Origin of the sequence: Methylobacterium sp. WL7 (assembly GCF_008040085.1) — a bacterium.
GTDB classification, from domain to species: domain Bacteria; phylum Pseudomonadota; class Alphaproteobacteria; order Rhizobiales; family Beijerinckiaceae; genus Methylobacterium; species Methylobacterium mesophilicum.
In genome coordinates, this window is record NZ_VRVG01000006.1 from 88,819 (window position 1) to 103,802 (window position 14,984).

Annotated in this window: 13 protein-coding genes and 1 tRNA gene; 7 read left to right on the forward strand and 7 right to left on the reverse strand. The window is 70.3% G+C overall.

Annotation, left to right across the window (positions count from 1 at the left end; genetic code table 11):
* Positions 1-17 precede the first annotated feature (17 nt).
* Genes FV233_RS03260 through FV233_RS31595 form a run of 3 tightly spaced genes read left to right on the forward strand, consistent with a single transcriptional unit; the run spans position 18 to position 2,736 of the window.
* Positions 18-1,541, forward strand: a complete 1,524-nt coding sequence (locus tag FV233_RS03260; RefSeq protein WP_147857003.1) for a phytoene desaturase — start codon at positions 18-20, stop codon at positions 1,539-1,541.
* Positions 1,522-2,592, forward strand: a complete 1,071-nt coding sequence (locus FV233_RS03265) for a phytoene/squalene synthase family protein (protein ID WP_147896596.1) — start codon at positions 1,522-1,524, stop codon at positions 2,590-2,592. Before FV233_RS03260 ends, FV233_RS03265 begins: the two co-directional genes overlap by 20 nt.
* Positions 2,593-2,601: 9 nt before the next feature.
* Positions 2,602-2,736, forward strand: a complete 135-nt coding sequence (locus FV233_RS31595; protein ID WP_281407127.1) for a hypothetical protein — start codon at positions 2,602-2,604, stop codon at positions 2,734-2,736.
* A 61-nt stretch (positions 2,737-2,797) separates the two neighbouring features.
* On the opposite strand, the gene hemC is transcribed toward FV233_RS31595, so the two are convergent.
* Entirely contained in the window at positions 2,798-3,721 is a 924-nt protein-coding gene (gene hemC / locus FV233_RS03270; RefSeq protein WP_147896597.1) for a hydroxymethylbilane synthase, read from the reverse strand.
* A 185-nt stretch (positions 3,722-3,906) separates the two neighbouring features.
* On the opposite strand from hemC, the gene FV233_RS03275 reads away from it, so the two are divergent.
* Both FV233_RS03275 and FV233_RS03280 read left to right on the forward strand, forming a co-directional pair.
* On the forward strand, positions 3,907-4,821 hold the full coding sequence (locus FV233_RS03275) for a metallophosphoesterase (protein WP_147856003.1): 915 nt from the start codon (positions 3,907-3,909) through the stop codon (positions 4,819-4,821).
* A gap of 48 nt (positions 4,822-4,869) precedes the next feature.
* A complete protein-coding gene (locus tag FV233_RS03280) occupies positions 4,870-5,331 on the forward strand; it encodes an ABC transporter ATPase (RefSeq protein WP_147896598.1) in 462 nt (153 codons plus the stop codon).
* 35 nt (positions 5,332-5,366) lie between these two features.
* On the opposite strand, the gene FV233_RS03285 is transcribed toward FV233_RS03280, so the two are convergent.
* Positions 5,367-6,899 (reverse strand): acyl-CoA carboxylase subunit beta, encoded by a 1,533-nt coding sequence (locus FV233_RS03285; RefSeq protein WP_147856001.1) that lies wholly within the window; start codon positions 6,897-6,899, stop codon positions 5,367-5,369.
* A gap of 159 nt (positions 6,900-7,058) precedes the next feature.
* Positions 7,059-7,133: transfer RNA gene (locus FV233_RS03290), tRNA-Val, on the reverse strand.
* Between the two features lie 170 nt (positions 7,134-7,303).
* Between FV233_RS03290 and FV233_RS03295 the strand changes: the two genes are divergently transcribed.
* Positions 7,304-7,645 (forward strand): SelT/SelW/SelH family protein, encoded by a 342-nt coding sequence (locus FV233_RS03295; protein ID WP_238259915.1) that lies wholly within the window; start codon positions 7,304-7,306, stop codon positions 7,643-7,645.
* Positions 7,646-7,700: 55 nt separating this feature from the next.
* The gene (locus FV233_RS03300) at positions 7,701-9,917 is read left to right on the forward strand and encodes an HWE histidine kinase domain-containing protein (RefSeq protein ID WP_147896599.1); all 2,217 of its coding nucleotides are present in this window, start codon (positions 7,701-7,703) and stop codon (positions 9,915-9,917) included.
* 28 nt (positions 9,918-9,945) lie between these two features.
* Here the strand turns inward: FV233_RS03300 and FV233_RS03305 are convergent, their stop codons facing one another.
* From FV233_RS03305 to FV233_RS03325, 4 genes are all read right to left on the reverse strand, one after another.
* A complete protein-coding gene (locus FV233_RS03305; RefSeq protein WP_147854746.1) occupies positions 9,946-10,188 on the reverse strand; it encodes a hypothetical protein in 243 nt (80 codons plus the stop codon).
* Positions 10,189-11,072: 884 nt separating this feature from the next.
* Positions 11,073-12,215, reverse strand: a complete 1,143-nt coding sequence (locus FV233_RS03315; protein ID WP_147896600.1) for an ABC transporter permease — start codon at positions 12,213-12,215, stop codon at positions 11,073-11,075.
* The gene (locus FV233_RS03320) at positions 12,215-13,231 is read right to left on the reverse strand and encodes an ABC transporter permease (protein ID WP_147896601.1); all 1,017 of its coding nucleotides are present in this window, start codon (positions 13,229-13,231) and stop codon (positions 12,215-12,217) included. Before FV233_RS03320 ends, FV233_RS03315 begins: the two co-directional genes overlap by 1 nt.
* On the reverse strand, positions 13,228-14,984 hold a 1,757-nt coding region (locus FV233_RS03325; protein ID WP_147896602.1), incomplete at its 5' end, for an ABC transporter substrate-binding protein. The genes FV233_RS03320 and FV233_RS03325, both read right to left, overlap by 4 nt.

Sequence of the window (14,984 nt, forward strand, 5' to 3'; positions counted from 1 at the left end):
CGGCATAGTGTCAAGTTATGTTGACACTCGCGGTCGAGCAGTCGGGACGGCACGAGACGGATCGGCGACCGCACGCGGTCGTCGTCGGCTCCGGCTTCGGCGGTCTCGCCGCGGCCGTCCGGCTCGGGGCGCGGGGCTACCGGGTCACCGTGCTGGAACGTCTGGAGCAGCCGGGCGGCCGCGCCCGGGTCCACCGGCAGGACGGATTCACCTTCGATGCCGGGCCGACCATCGTCACCGCGCCGCAGCTGTTCGAGGAGCTGTGGCAGCTCGCCGGCCGACGCCTCTCCGATGACGTCGCCCTTGTCCCGATCGATCCGTTCTACCGGATCCGCTTCGCCGACGGCGAAACCTTCGAGTACAGCGGCGATCCCGAGCGGATGCGGGCGGAGGTGGCGCGGTTCGCCCCGGACGACGTGGCCGGCTACGAACGCTTCATGGCGCATAGCCGCTCGGTCTGCCGCATCGGCTTCGAGCAGCTCGGCCACGTTCCGTTCGGCAGCATCGGGTCGATGCTCAAGATCGCTCCGGACCTGCTGCGCCTGTCGGGCCACCGCTCGGTCCACGACGTGGTGGCGCGCTTCGTCCGCGACGAGCGGCTGCGCACCGTCTTCAGCTTCCACCCGCTCCTGATCGGCGGCAACCCGTTCCGGGCCAGCGCGATCTACTGCCTGATCGCCGACCTCGAGCGGCGCTGGGGCGTCCACTTCGCCATGGGCGGCACCGGCAAGCTGGTCGACGGGCTGGTCCGGCTGATCCGCGGCCAGAACGGGCGGGTCCGGCTCGGCGTCGACGTCGCCCGAATCCGCGTCGAGAACGGGACCGCCACCGGGGTCGAGCTCGCGGGCGGCGAGACGATCGCAGCCGACATCGTGGTCTCGAACGCCGATTCGGCGGTGACGCATGCGCGGCTGCTGCCCAAGCCCCGGCGCTGGAGCCCGGGGCGGCTGAAGCGCGCGCGCTCCTCCATGGGCCTGTTCGTCTGGTATTTCGGCACGAAGCGGCGCTACCCGGACGTCGCCCACCACACGATCCTGCTGGGGCCGCGCTATCGCGGGCTGCTCTCCGACATCTTCGACCGCAAGGTGCTGGCCGAGGATGCGAGCCTCTACCTCCACCGACCCACCGCCACGGATCCGAGCCTCGCGCCGCCCGGCTGCGACGCCTTCTACGTGCTGGCTCCGGTGCCGAACCTGGCCGGCGGCCAGGATTGGCGCGCTCTGGCCGAGCCGTACCGGCGGCGGATCGCCGAGATGCTCGAATCCAGCGTGATGCCGGGCCTGTCGGAGGCCATCGTCACCTCGAAGGTGACGACGCCCCTGGAATTCCAGGACGACTTCCAGAGCTACCGGGGATCCGGCTTCGGCCTGGAGCCGGTGCTGACGCAATCCGCGTGGTTCCGCCCGCACAACCGGTCGAGCGACGTGCGCAACCTCTACCTGGTCGGCGCCGGCACCCATCCGGGCGCCGGCCTGCCCGGCGTGCTCTCCTCTGCCCGAATCCTCGATCTTGTGGTTCCGGATGCCCGCGTTTCCGCCTGAATTCGCCGCGGCCGCCGACCGCACAGCCTGTCGGCAGGCGATCCGCGCCGGCTCGAAGAGCTTCTTCGCGGCCGGCCGGCTGCTGCCCGGCGAGGTCCGCGAGGCGGCCTACGGGCTCTACGCCTTCTGCCGGCTGTCGGACGACCTCGTCGACGAGGCCGCCGACCCGTCCGCTCGCCGCGACGCGGTGGTGCGCCTCGGCGACCGGGTCGCGCGGGCCTATGCCGGCAACCCCGCCGACGCGCCCGCCGACCGGGCGTTCTCCGAGATCGTCGGCGCCTACGCGATCCCCGAGGCGCTGCCCTACGCGCTGATCGAGGGCTTCGCCTGGGACGCCGAGGGCCGGCGCTACGCCGACATCGCGGCGCTCCATGCCTACGCGGCCCGGGTCGCGGGCTCGGTCGGGGCCATGATGGCGCTGATCATGGGCGCGCGCTCTGCCGACGCGCTCGCCCGCGCCTGCGATCTCGGCGCCGCCATGCAGCTCACCAACATCGCCCGCGATGTCGGCGAGGATGCCCGGATGGGCCGGCTCTACCTGCCCCTCGACTGGATGGTCGAGGCGGGGCTCGACCCGGACGCCTTCCTGGCCGATCCGCAGCCCGGCCCGGCGCTCGCCGGCATCGTGGCCCGGCTGCTCACGGAGGCCGACGAACTGTACCGGCGGGCCGAGGCCGGCATCGCGGCGCTGCCGTCCCCCTGTCGCCCCGCGATCCGCTCCGCCGCCCTGATCTATTCCGAGATCGGCCGGGTCGTAGCGCTGCAGGACTATGATTCCGTCCGCACCCGGGCCCGGGTCGGGACGGCGCGCAAGCTCGCCCTGATCGCCCGCGCCCTGCGCTCCGGTCCGGCGACGCCCGGCCTCGCGGCGCCGCCGTTGCCGCAGGTGGCGTTCCTGATCGACGCCGTGCTGAATCAGCCCCCGCTGCCGGATCGGAGGCATTCCGTGCTGCGGCCCTGGTGGGATGTCGGCGGCCGGGTCGTTCACGTGCTCGAACTGATCGAGCGGATGCGCGAGCGCGAGGCCTACGGCCCCTCCGCGCCATCGTGAGGCGTGCCGATGAGCGACGGCCTGTTCGCGGCCTTCGATATCGGGTTGGTCTTCGCGCTGGCGTTCGGGATCGGCCTCTGGCAGCTCATCGCCGTCCGCCGCAGCATCCGCAGGGATCGCGAGCGGGGTGACGAGCGGGAGTGATCGTGCTCCTGATCGGTTGGCCTATCCCGCGCCTCTGCACCTCCTCGCGGACGTTCCCCGCCTATTGCAGGTGGCGCGCGTAGGTGTCCCCGGCGGCTTCCTTCAGCACGGCGCCGGCCTCGCGGCCGATCCGCTCGGCCTCCGTCGCCGGGCCCTGCCGGGAGACCGACCAGTGCCGGCTGCCGTCGGGCAGGAACAGCAGCCCGTCGAGGGTGAGGACGTCGCCCTCGATCCGCGCCAGGGCGGCGATCGGCGTCCGACACGAGCCGTCGAGTTCGGCGAGCAGCGCCCGCTCGGCCGCGATCGTCGTGGTGGTGCGGGCGCAGGCGATCGGCGCCAGCAGGGCGCGAACCGCCGCGTCGTCGGCCCGGCACTCGATCCCGAGGGCGCCCTGCGCCACCGCGGGCAGCATCTCATCGACCGAGAGGACGCTGCGCGCCATATCCTGCAGGCCCAGGCGCTGCAGCCCGGCGAGCGCCAGCAGCGTCGCGTCGCATTCGCCGGATTCGAGCTTGCGCATCCGGGTGTTGGCGTTGCCGCGCAACGGCACGACCTTCAGGTCCGGCCGGTGCATCAGCACCTGCGCCCCCCGCCGCAGCGACGAGGTGCCGACCCGTGCGCCGTGCGGAAGGCCCGCGAGCCCGTCCGCATGCGGGGACAGGAACGCGTCGCGCGGGTCGTCCCGCTCCAGGATGCAGGCGATCACCAGCCCGTCCGGCAGCCAGGTCTCCACGTCCTTCATGGAGTGGACCGCGACGTCGACCTCGTCGGCGAACAGGGCCTGCTCGAGTTCCTTGGTGAACAGCCCCTTGCCGCCGATTTCGGAGAGCGGGCGATCCAGGATCTTGTCGGCCACCGTGGTGACCACCACGAGTTCGGTCTCGAGCCCGGGATTGGCCGCCACGATCTTGTCGCGCACCATCCCGGTCTGTGCGAGCGCCATCGGGCTGCCGCGGGTACCGATGCGCAGGGGGCGGTTCAACATTGGGGTCCGGACGTTTCTTGCGGCGTTATGCGCCCGTTATAGCCTGCCCGTAGCCGCAGGCCATCGCCGGATGCGGGATTCAGCCTCGCTGAATCGTCTTCGTGTCAGGTTAGGCACCGCCCCGGTTTCGCCGGACTGAGCGCTTAGCGGCAGGCACATCCATCCGAGAGCCTTTGGACATCTCCATGCTGATCGTGCCGAGCCGCCGGCAGTTCCTGACCGGGCTTGGCGCCGGCGCCGGCCTGCTCGCCGGGACGGGCGTCTACGCCTTCGACGTCGAGCCGCTGCACCGGCTGGTGGTGACCACCTATGCGCCGGTCCTGCCGCGCTGGGACCCCGCCCTGCACCTGCGCGTGGCGGTGCTGGCGGATTTCCACATCTGCGAGCCGTACATGCCGTTCGACCGGGTGGCGGAGATCATCGATGCGACCAATGCCCTGAAGCCCGACCTCGTGCTGATGCTCGGCGACTACCCGGCCGGCAAGATCGCGTGGCGCAAGCTGCCGCTGGCGCAGTTCGCCCGGATGGTCGAGGGACTGAAGGCGCCCCTCGGCACCCACGCCATCCTGGGCAACCACGATTGGTGGGACGACCACGCCGTCCAGCGCTCCCGCCGCGGCTCGCCCGCGGTGAAGCACCTGCTGGAGGCCCGGGGCATCCCGGTGATGGAGAACGAGACGCTGCGGCTGGTGAAGGACGGGCGTCCGTTCTGGCTCGCCGGCCTCGCCGACCAGCAGCCGTTCTACAACAGCCAGGACGAGGGACTCGACGACCTGCCCGCCACCCTCGGGACGATCACCGACGACGCGCCGGTGATCCTCATGGCCCACGAGCCCAACATCTTCGCCGCCGTCCCCGACCGGGTCTCGCTGACGCTGTCCGGCCATACCCACGGCGGCCAGGTCCGGTTGTTCGGCCATTCCCCGGCGATCCGGCGGGTCCGCGGCCACGATTACGCCTATGGCCACGTCATCCAGGACGGGCGCCACCTGATCGTGTCCGGCGGCTTCGGCATGAGCCGGATCCCGGTGCGCTTCGGCGTGCCGCCGGAGATCGTTTTGCTGGAACTTGGCGGTACCGCCGAGCCGCCCCGCGCCTGAACGCCGCGCCACGCGTCTTTTGCGTTCGTGCTGCGCTAGCTACCGGCCATGCGCGCGCTTCTTCCCGTCCTCGCCCTCACGATCCTCGCAGCCGGCCCCGGCACGGCTTGGGCCCAATCCTGCGACACCCTGATCGACAAGGTCACGGCGGCCACCGCCGCGAAGGTGACGGAGCGGCGCAGCGACTACGCCAGCTTCGCGGACGGCCCCGACATGACCCTGTCGCTGGCCTGCGGCAGCCCGGACCTGTCCTCGGTCGGCGCGCAGTATCGCGGGGCCAGTCCCCCGGAGGCGTATTACGAGACGTTCGGCCGGGCCGGCCACGCGGTGACCGGCATCGATGCCGCGACCATCACCGAGGCGGCGCACAAGGCCCAGGCCGCGGCCGTCCGCCTGCGCCACAGCAACGTCGACCTGGGCGGCGCCCGGATCACCTGCTCGGCGATGGTCTCCCCCGACAAGGGGCCGCTGACGCTGTGCGCGGTGATCGAGCACAGCGACCGGAGCTGAGGCCGGCGAGACGGCGCCGCCGGCCCGCGCACGCCTCAGAGCGGGATGTTGTCGTGCTTCTTCCAGGGCTGCTCCATCTCCTTAGTGCGGAGCATGCCCAGCGCCCGGGCGATCCGCTTGCGGGTCGAGTGGGGCATGATCACCTCGTCGATGTAGCCGCGCTCGGCGGCCACGAACGGCGACAGGAAACGGTCCTCGTACTCGCCGGTGCGGGCGGCGATCTTGTCCGGGTCGCCGAGCTCGCTGCGGAAGATGATCTCCACCGCGCCCTTGGCGCCCATCACGGCGATCTGCGCGGTGGGCCAGGCGTAGTTGAGGTCGGCGCCGACGTGCTTGGAGGCCATCACGTCGTAGGCGCCGCCGAAGGCCTTGCGGGTGATGATCGTCACCAGCGGTACCGTCGCCTGCGAATAGGCGAACAGCAGCTTGGCGCCGTGCTTGATCAGGCCGCCATATTCCTGCGCGGTGCCCGGCAGGAAGCCCGGCACGTCCACGAAGGTCACGATCGGGATCGCGAAGGCGTCGCAGAAGCGCACGAACCGCGCGGCCTTGCGGGAGGCATCCGAATCCAGAACCCCGGCCAGCACCATCGGCTGGTTGGCGACGAACCCGACGGTACGGCCCTCGATCCGACCGAACCCGGTCATGATGTTGCGGGCGTAGGCCGCCTGGATCTCGAAGAAGTCGCCCTCGTCGACGACCCGGCGGATCAGCTCGCCCATGTCGTAGGGCTTGTTCGGGTTGTCGGGGATCAGGGTGTCCAGCGACATGTCGAGCCGGTCGACGTCGTCGAAGCTCTCGATCTCCGGCACGCCCTCGATGTTGTTGGCGGGCAGGAAGTCCAGCAGGCGGCGGATCTGCAGGATCGCCTCGACGTCGTTCTCGAACGCCCCGTCCGCGATCGAGGACTTGCTAGTGTGGACCTTGGCGCCGCCGAGTTCCTCGGCGGTCACGACCTCGTTGGTGACGGTCTTCACCACGTCGGGGCCGGTCACGAACATGTAGCTCGTGTCGCGGACCATGAAGATGAAGTCGGTCATGGCCGGCGAGTAGACGTCGCCGCCCGCGCACGGGCCCATGATCACCGAGATCTGCGGGATCACGCCCGAGGCCATGACGTTGCGGCGGAACACCTCGCCGTAGCCGCCGAGCGCCGCGACGCCCTCCTGGATGCGCGCGCCGCCGGCATCGAAGATGCCGATGATCGGGGCGCGCATCTTCAGCGCCATGTCCTGCACCTTCACGATCTTCTGCGCGTGCGCCTCCGACAGGGAGCCGCCGAACACCGTGAAGTCCTTCGAGAACAGGAAGACCGTGCGGCCGTTGATCGTGCCCCAGCCGGTGACCACGCCGTCGCCGGGGATCTTCTGCTTCTCCATGCCGAAATCGGTGGAGCGGTGCTGCACGAACATGTCGAACTCCTCGAACGACCCGTGGTCGAGGAGGAGTTCGATCCGCTCGCGCGCCGTGAGCTTGCCGCGCTTGTGCTGGGCCTCGACGCGCTTCTCGCCGCCGCCCAGACGCGCCTGGGCCCGCCGCTCAGCGAGCTTGTCGAGGATGTCCTTCATGGCTGTTCCCGCCCTTACCCTGCTCGTGCCGCCTTGCCCGGTTGAGGCCGGGTCGAAGCTTGTGCGTTCACCGATCCAGCGGCCTTAGCACGGGCGTTTCAGGTGGCAAACCGACGCCAATGTCAGACGCGTCGGACATTCGGGGGGGAGGGAGGAGAATGGTGGACGGTGCAGGGATCGAACCTGCGACCTTTCCCGTGTGAAGGGAACGCACTACCGCTGTGCTAACCGTCCGTGCCGGTGTGCCGCCCGGGGGCGGGACCACCGCGGTCGTACGCGCCTGGAGCAGGCCGCGACCGGATGCCGGGCCTTCTAGGGCGCGCCGACCCGAAACGTCAAGCGCCGCGCGCGCCGTTCCGGTGGGTGAGGTTGACAAGGATGGCGCCGCAATGCGCTGTGGCCGCATGCACGAGAAGCAAGCGGGCGATCCGTCCGACAGCGACGTGACCAGGGAGGACGGCCTGCGCCGGGCCGGACCGCGCGTCGCGATCACCTATTGCACGCAGTGCAACTGGCTGCTGCGCTCCGCCTGGATGGCGCAGGAGCTGCTCTCGACATTCCGTGACGATCTCGGCGAGGTCGCCCTCGTGCCCGCCACGGGCGGCGCGTTCCGGATCGAGATCGCCGGGGTGCTCCTGTGGGAGCGGGTCCGCGACGGCGGGTTTCCGGACGTCAAAGCCCTCAAGCAACGGGTGCGCGACCACCTCGACCCGGGGCGCGATCTCGGCCATATCGACCGGTCATGAAGCGAGGGAACGGCGAGGAGCCCGCGGGGCACCGCGTGCCGGGGACGGGCGCCGCTTGAGCCCGGAACAGGACGCCGAGGGCGCGAACCTCCCGGCGGTCCTTCCCGCGCGCCGGTCGTGGCTGTCGCGCCGGATGCACCGGTTCGGGCGCAACGGGTTCTCCACGCAGGTCTACCTGATCGCCCTCGTGGTGGCGCTGATCGGCCCGGGGCTGCTGTTCACCAGCATCCTGCTCATGCGCTACGCCTCGGCCGAGCGCGCCCGCTTCGAGCAGGACGCCCGCGAGAACGTGCGCGGCATCGGCCTGTCGCTCGACCGCGACACCGCCGGCCTCGTCTCGGTGCTCCAGACGCTGGCGACGTCGCCGCGGATCCGGCAGGGCGACTTCGAGGCGTTCGACGCGCAGGCGCGCCTGGTGCGCGAATCGATCGACCTCGACGTGCTGCTGCGGCGCCCGAACGGCCAGGAGGTCGTCAACACCGGCGTGCCGCGGGGCGCGCCGATGCCGATGATGCCGCTCCCGTTCGATCCGGAGCTGACGCAGGGCGCCCAGCGCGCCATGGTCAGCGGCTACGTCCCGGGCCCGACCCCGAACGAGGCCACCTACGCGGTCGGCGTCCCCGTCATGGTCGAGGGCGAGGTCGCCTACCTTTTGAGCTTCACGGTGCCGCTGTCGCGCCTCCAGGGCATCCTGTCCCGCGAGGTCGTACCCGGCTGGACCACCGGCATTTCCGACCGGAACGGGACCGTCCTCGCCCGGTTGCCGGACCCGGATTCCGTGGTCGGCAAGCCCCGGCTCGCCAGCCTGCGCCAGGTCCAGACCGCGACGCCGGGGGTGTGGGAGGGCCAGGACCGCCAGCACAAGCCGGTCGTGGTGATCGAGGCGCGCTCGCGCCTGACCGGCTGGATGGTCGCCACCAGCATCCCGCAGGCGCTGGTCGATGCCCGGGTGCGCCGCTGGGTCTGGGCCTTCGCGGGCTTCGGCCTCCTGGTGCTCGCCACCTCGTCGGTCCTGGCGGTCAACCTCTGGTCCCGGGTGTCGCGCCCGCTGCGGCTGCTGGCGGCCTCGGGCCCGGCGCTCTCGCGGGGCGAGGCGATCCCCCGGGTGCCGTCGCCGGTCCACGAGATCCAGCGGCTCGGGGCGGTGCTGTCGGACGCGTCCCTGCGCCTGCGCACCCGCGAGGCGGAACGCGACCGCGCGCTGGCCGACACCCGCCGCGGCCTGACCGCGCTGAGCGAGAGCGAGGCGCGGTTCCGCCACATGGCCGATTCCGCGCCGGCCCTGATCTGGATGACCGACGAATCCGGCGGGGTCAGCTTCGCCAACCTGCATTTCGAACACATGTTCGGGATCCCGGCGGCCGAGCTGACCAACGAGGGCTGGGAGCGGATCGTCTACGCGGACGACCTCGATCATTTCCGCGCGGCCTTCGCCGAGGCCTTCGAGGCCCGCGCGCCCTTCCGCACCGAGGTGCGGGTCATCGACCGGGGCGGGGCCGTGCGCTGGCTCCGGTGCGAGGGCGTGCCGCGCCTGGACGACGACCAGAACTTCCTCGGCTACACCGGCTGCAACATCGACATCACCGACGCGAAGTTCGCCGAGGAGCACCTGCTGCTCCTGATCCACGAGCTGAACCACCGGGTGAAGAACACCCTGGCCACCGTCCAGTCGATCGCCGGCCAATCCTTACGCGGTCTGGAAGGTCCGGAGGCCGACGCCGCCCGGGCGGCGTTCGAGGCGCGGCTGCTGGCGCTGGCCAGGGTCCACGACGTGCTCACCCGCGAGAGTTGGGAGGGCGCGGAGATGTCGGCCGTGGTGGCGGACGCGATCCGACCGCTCGAATCCGGCGACGGCCACGCCTCGCGCTTCGCCGTGATCGGCCCGGCCCTGCGCCTGCCGCCGCGGCTCGCCCTGTCGATCGCCATGGCGCTGCACGAACTCGGCACCAACGCGGTCAAGTACGGTGCCCTTTCGGTCGAGGGCGGCACGGTCGAGATCTCCTGGACGGTGCGGCGCGAGGCGGAGATCCGCCTGTACCTGCGCTGGGCCGAGCGCGGCGGTCCGCCGGTGAAGAAGCCCACGCGCACCGGATTCGGCTCCCGCCTGATCGAGCGCAGCCTCGCCCGCGAGCTGGCCGGCGAGGTGGCGCTGACCTACGAGGAGACCGGCGTGATCTGCACGATCGATGCGCCGGTCCCGCCGCCCGGGCTGCTGGAGCGCAAGAGCGCCGGCGCGCCGGCCCGGATCGCGCCGCTGCCGCTGGCGGGGTAGGGCGGTATTTCGATGGACGGGCCGTCGATCAGTGCCGATCGAAGCGGCGGGCGCTCCGCGCGTCGCGCTGCGCGTTGATGTACGCATTCTCCTCGCGCCGAGCGCGGTCCCTGTCTCGCCGGGCCTGCTCGCGGGCAAGCTCAAGCTGCTTCCGCTGGCTGGACTCGATGTCCTTCAGGATGTTGAGCTCGCGCTGCCTCTGGAAGTCCTGGGCCAGGGCGGGAACGGCCATTGAAACGATGAGGGCAGCGATACAGGCGACGATACGCATGGATGATCCTTCCGAATATCGATGGTTCACGTCGCGCTTCTGATGATAACGAAGCGTCCTTGCCGCGACGCGATGAAGATGAGCACATCCGCCGAGATTATGACCGGCGGATTGGTCCCATCTAAGACTGTTCCGTACTGAACACATGCTGAGCGGTTTTTTCAGAATTGCTCAGCCAGCGACCCGAGGGCGGTTCGATCCTCGGTATTGCTTCGCGAGATCGACCGGTGGGACTCGACCGGTCACGCCATTCTGCCAAACGACAGGTTGGAAGGGTCACCGTCCCGAATGCCTGCGCTTCGTCGGGCCTAACGGCTTATTCCGGCATGGCGCAGCGCGACGACCGGTCCTCGAGAGGTACCCAGTTCCGGTACATTTTCGGCCCTGCGGGATCATCCATGTCCCGGAACACTTCGGACTCGCACGGCTACCACCTTGCGCGGTTCATCGATCGGCAGGTGGAGGGCGGGCGCTTTGGACGATACATCTTCCGAGGGTTGATCCCCCATACCTGATAACCCGCACCGTCGTTCCGGGGCGCCGCAGGCGAGCCCGGAACCCAGAAACGTTGTCGGTGCAAGAACTTGGCACGGCGGCGGCTCTGGATCCCGGTCTCCGCTGCGCGGCCCCGGGATGACGGCGCGTGGCAGCATGGGGCAAGCCTTCAGCGGAAGACGACTGAGCTTCCCGCCCCGAAACGAGATCACGAGCCCAACTTGTCTAACCCGTAGCTGTTGACCGACGGGGCACGTTCGGCTTTCCGCCGTGGCATCTCCGGAATCTGGGGCAGGGCGCACAACGGGTCTTTTACCGAACCGGTGGAGCGGATGGATGTCGGTCCGCACTTGTAGGCGGGGCCGCCCGCGCGCCGCCCAGACCCATCCTCAATGATACGGATCGGCCGCATCCCGCAGCCCGTCGCCCATGAAGTTGAAGGCCAGCACCGTCACCAGCACCGGCAGGACCGGCAGCAGCAGCCAGGGATAGAGCTGCACCGCCGCCAGATTCTGCGCCTCGTTGAGCAGCACGCCCCAGCTCGTCACCGGCGGTCGCAGGCCCAGGCCGAGGAAGGAGAGGGCGGTCTCGCCCAGGATCATGGTGGGGATCGACAAGGTCGCCGAGGCGATCAGGTGACTCATGAAGTTCGGGATCAGGTGGCGGCCGATCACCCGGGCCGGCGAGGCGCCCATCAGCTCCGCGGCCTGGACGAAATCCTCCTCGCGCAGGGCCAGCAGCTTGCCGCGCACCGCCCGGGCGAGGCCCGGCCAGTCGAGCAGGCCGAGGATCACCGTGATGCCGAAGAAGATGAGCAGCGGGCTCCAGTTCGGCGGCAGGGCGGCCGACAGGGCGAGCCAGAGCGGCAGTTCGGGCAGGGAGCGCACCACCTCGATCAGGCGCTGCACCCCGGCATCGACCACCCCGCCGAAATAGCCCGCAATCCCGCCGAACAGCATGCCGAGCGTGAAGGAGATCGCCACGCCCACCAGGCCGATGGTGAGCGAGATCCGCGCCCCGTAGATCATGCGGGAGAACAGGTCGCGCCCGAGCCGGTCGGTGCCGAGCAGGAACAGCGTGCCCGTCTCCGGCGGGCAGACGACGTGGAGATCGGTGGCGATCAGCCCGAGCCAGGCATAGCCGTCGCCCCGGCATAGGAAGCGGAGGGGCTGCGGCTGCGACGCATCCACGACGTAGTCCCGGCGGAACGTGTCGAGGTCCAGATGCGCCCGGTAGGGATAGACGAACGGCCCGACGAAGCGGCCGTCGTGGAACAGGTGTACGCCCTGCGGCGGCGCGTGCAGGAAGTCGCCGTTGCGCCGGGCCTGGCCGTAGGGCGCCAGCATCTCCACGAACGGCACCGTCGCATAGAGCGCCAGCAGGATCAGCGCCGAGGCCACGGCGATCCGGTGGCGCAGGAACTTCCGGACGATCAGCCGCCAGGCCGAGGCGCTGCCGGCGGGGTTCTCGCCCACCGCGTGCGGCTCGAACGGCGCCGGATCGACGAAGTGGCCTCGGGCCGTCTCTGGCATCACCGCGCACCCATGCGGATGCGCGGATCGAGCCAGACCAGGATCAGGTCGGAGATCAGCATGCCGACCAGCGTGAGGCCGGCGACGAACATCAGGATGAACCCGGCCATGAACTGGTCCTGGCTGCGGAGCGCATCGAGCAGGAGCGGCCCGACCGTCGGCAGGCTGAGCACCAGCGAGACCAGCACCGAGCCGGAGACCAGGTGCGGCAGCAGGTTGCCGATGTCGGCGACGAACGGGTTGAGCGACATCCGGAACGGGTATTTCAGCAGCGCCCGCATCGGCGGCAGGCCCTTGGCCCGGGCGGTGACCGTGTAGGGCTTGGCGAGCTCGTCCAGCAGGTTCGCCCGCATCCGGCGGATCATCGCGGCGGTGCCGCCCAGCCCGATCACCAAGGTCGGCACCACCAGGTGCGCCAGCAGCGAGCGGATCTTGGTCCAGTCCCAGGGCTGGTTGGTCAGCGCCGAATCGTAGAGCCCGCCGATCGACAGGCCGAACCAGCGGTTGGCGTAGAACAGCAGGATCAGCGCCAGCAGGAAGCCCGGGACGGCGAGCCCGACATAGCCGAGCAGCGTCACCACCGCGTCCCCGAAGGTGTGCCGGTGGGTGGCGGAATAGATCGCCGCCGGGATCGCGACCACGTGGACGAAGACCACCGCGGTCAGGTTGATCAGCAGGGTCAGCCACAGGGCGTCGCCGACCACGTCCGCCACCGGCTTGTCGTACTCGAACGACCAGCCCCAATCGCCCTGGAGCAGCCCCGAGAACCCGACCGGCCCCGGCATCAGGCCGATCCACATTAGGTATTGCTCCCAGACCGGCCGATCGAGCCCGTATTGGCGGATCAGCAACTCGGCCTTGGCCACGGAGCCCGCCTCGCCGGTGGCGCGCAGCTCCATGATCCGGTTGGTCAGGTAGTCGCCCGGCGGCAGCTTGATGATGAGGAACACCAGGGCCGAGATGACGAGCAGCGTCACCGCCATGGTGACGATGCGGCGGAGGATCTGGACGATCACCGGACCTCCGCGCGCGTGTCGGCGCCCTTGTCCCAGAACACCTCGTCCAGGCGCTGCACGCCGATGAGCGCCGTGGGATCCCAGGCGTACAGGGCGCGCCCGGGCAGGTTGGCGAGGCGGTCGGCCCCGACCACCGGCTGCAGCGCGCCCGCCACCGTGCCGATCACCCAGGTGTTCTGCGCGTGGTTCATCAGCATCTCGCGCCAGATCGCGGCCTGCCGCGCGGCGTCGTCGGTGTGGCGCCATTCCCGGTCGAGGTCGAGCAGGTGCTGGACCTCCGGGACGTCGCAGGCCTCGCCGGACTTGCCCCGGCTCTCGACGTTGGCGCTCCAGAGCGGCCAGGCATAGTGCTCGGGCTGGGCCGGGCTCAGCTCGGTGGGCGGCATGATCGCGGTCGGCACCGCGAGGTCGAGGCCCTGGGCTGCGACCATCACGGTCATGCCGGCGATGGAGCGGCGGTGCAGGTTGGTCCGCTCCTGCGGCTTGGTCACAAGGCGGATGCCGACCTCGCGCCAGAACTCGGTTATGAGCAGGAGCGCGTCCAGCACCATCTCGGCCTCGCCGTCGCTGTCGACCACGACCTCCATGGCGCGCCCGTCGGGCATCAGGCGGATGCCGGAGCCGTCGCGGCCGGTGAGCCCGATCGCGTCGAGCAGGCGCGCGGCCCCGGCCGGGTCGTAGCCGGCGTGGAGCGTGCGCAACTCCGGCGTGTAGAGCGGGCTGTCGGCCACGATCGTGTCGTTGCCCTCGGTGCCCAGCCCGAACAGCAGCGTGTTGTTGAGCGTCCGCCGGTCGATGGCGAGCGACAGGGCCTGCCGGTAGCGCACGTCCCGGTTCAGCGCCCGCCAGCCGGGATCCCGGGTGGTGAGGTTCGGGTAGAGCGCGATCTCGGAGCCCCGCGCCACCGGCCACAGGTTGGTGCGGTAGCCGTGGGCCTTCTCGCCCTCCTTGAGGCTCGGGATGTCCGGCATCGACAGGCCGCGGAACATCAGGTCGGCCTCGCCGGCATTGGTCTTGGCGACCAGCAGCCCCTGCGACGCGACGTCCATCACGATCGTGTCGACGTAAGGGAGCTGGGTTCCGGCGGTGTCGACCCGGTGATAGCTGCGGTTGCGCTCGAACCGGAAGCGCGTGGCCGGCGAGCGGGTCCGCGGCACCCAGCCCTGGAGGGTCGGGCAATCCGGGTTGTTCAGCTCGTAATTGTCGTCGAGGCGGTTGTGCAGGGCCGCCCAGCCGCGCAGCTTCAGCGCCTTGGCCTTCGCGTCCGCCGCCTCCTTGCCGAGGTAGCGGGCGTGGACGGTCTTGAGGTAGTGCGCCGGCCGGTAGATCAGCGGATCGCGCGGCGCCGCGAGCGCCGGCAGGAACATCGGGTTCGGCCGGTCCCAGCTGAAGCGGATCGTCACCGGGTCGAGGAATTCGACCTTCGGGAGCTTGCCGTCCACGAGGAAGAAGACCGGCGGCCCCTCGGGGCTCAGGGCCTTCTCGTTGGCGACGTCCTCCCAGTAGTAGCGGAAATCCTCGCTGGTGAACGGGTGCCCGTCCGACCAGCGGTGGCCCTGGCGCAGCGTGAAGGTGAACACCCCGCCGTCCACGTCGATCCGTTCCAGCAGGTCGGGCCGCAATTGCAGGTCGGCATCGTAGCCGACGAGCCGCGTGTAGCCGTAGACCGAGAGGTAGCGGACATCCCGGGCCTTCGCGATCAGCGTCCGGATCGTCCCGCCGGCGGTCCCGGTGCGGCGGCCCCGGGTGGCGA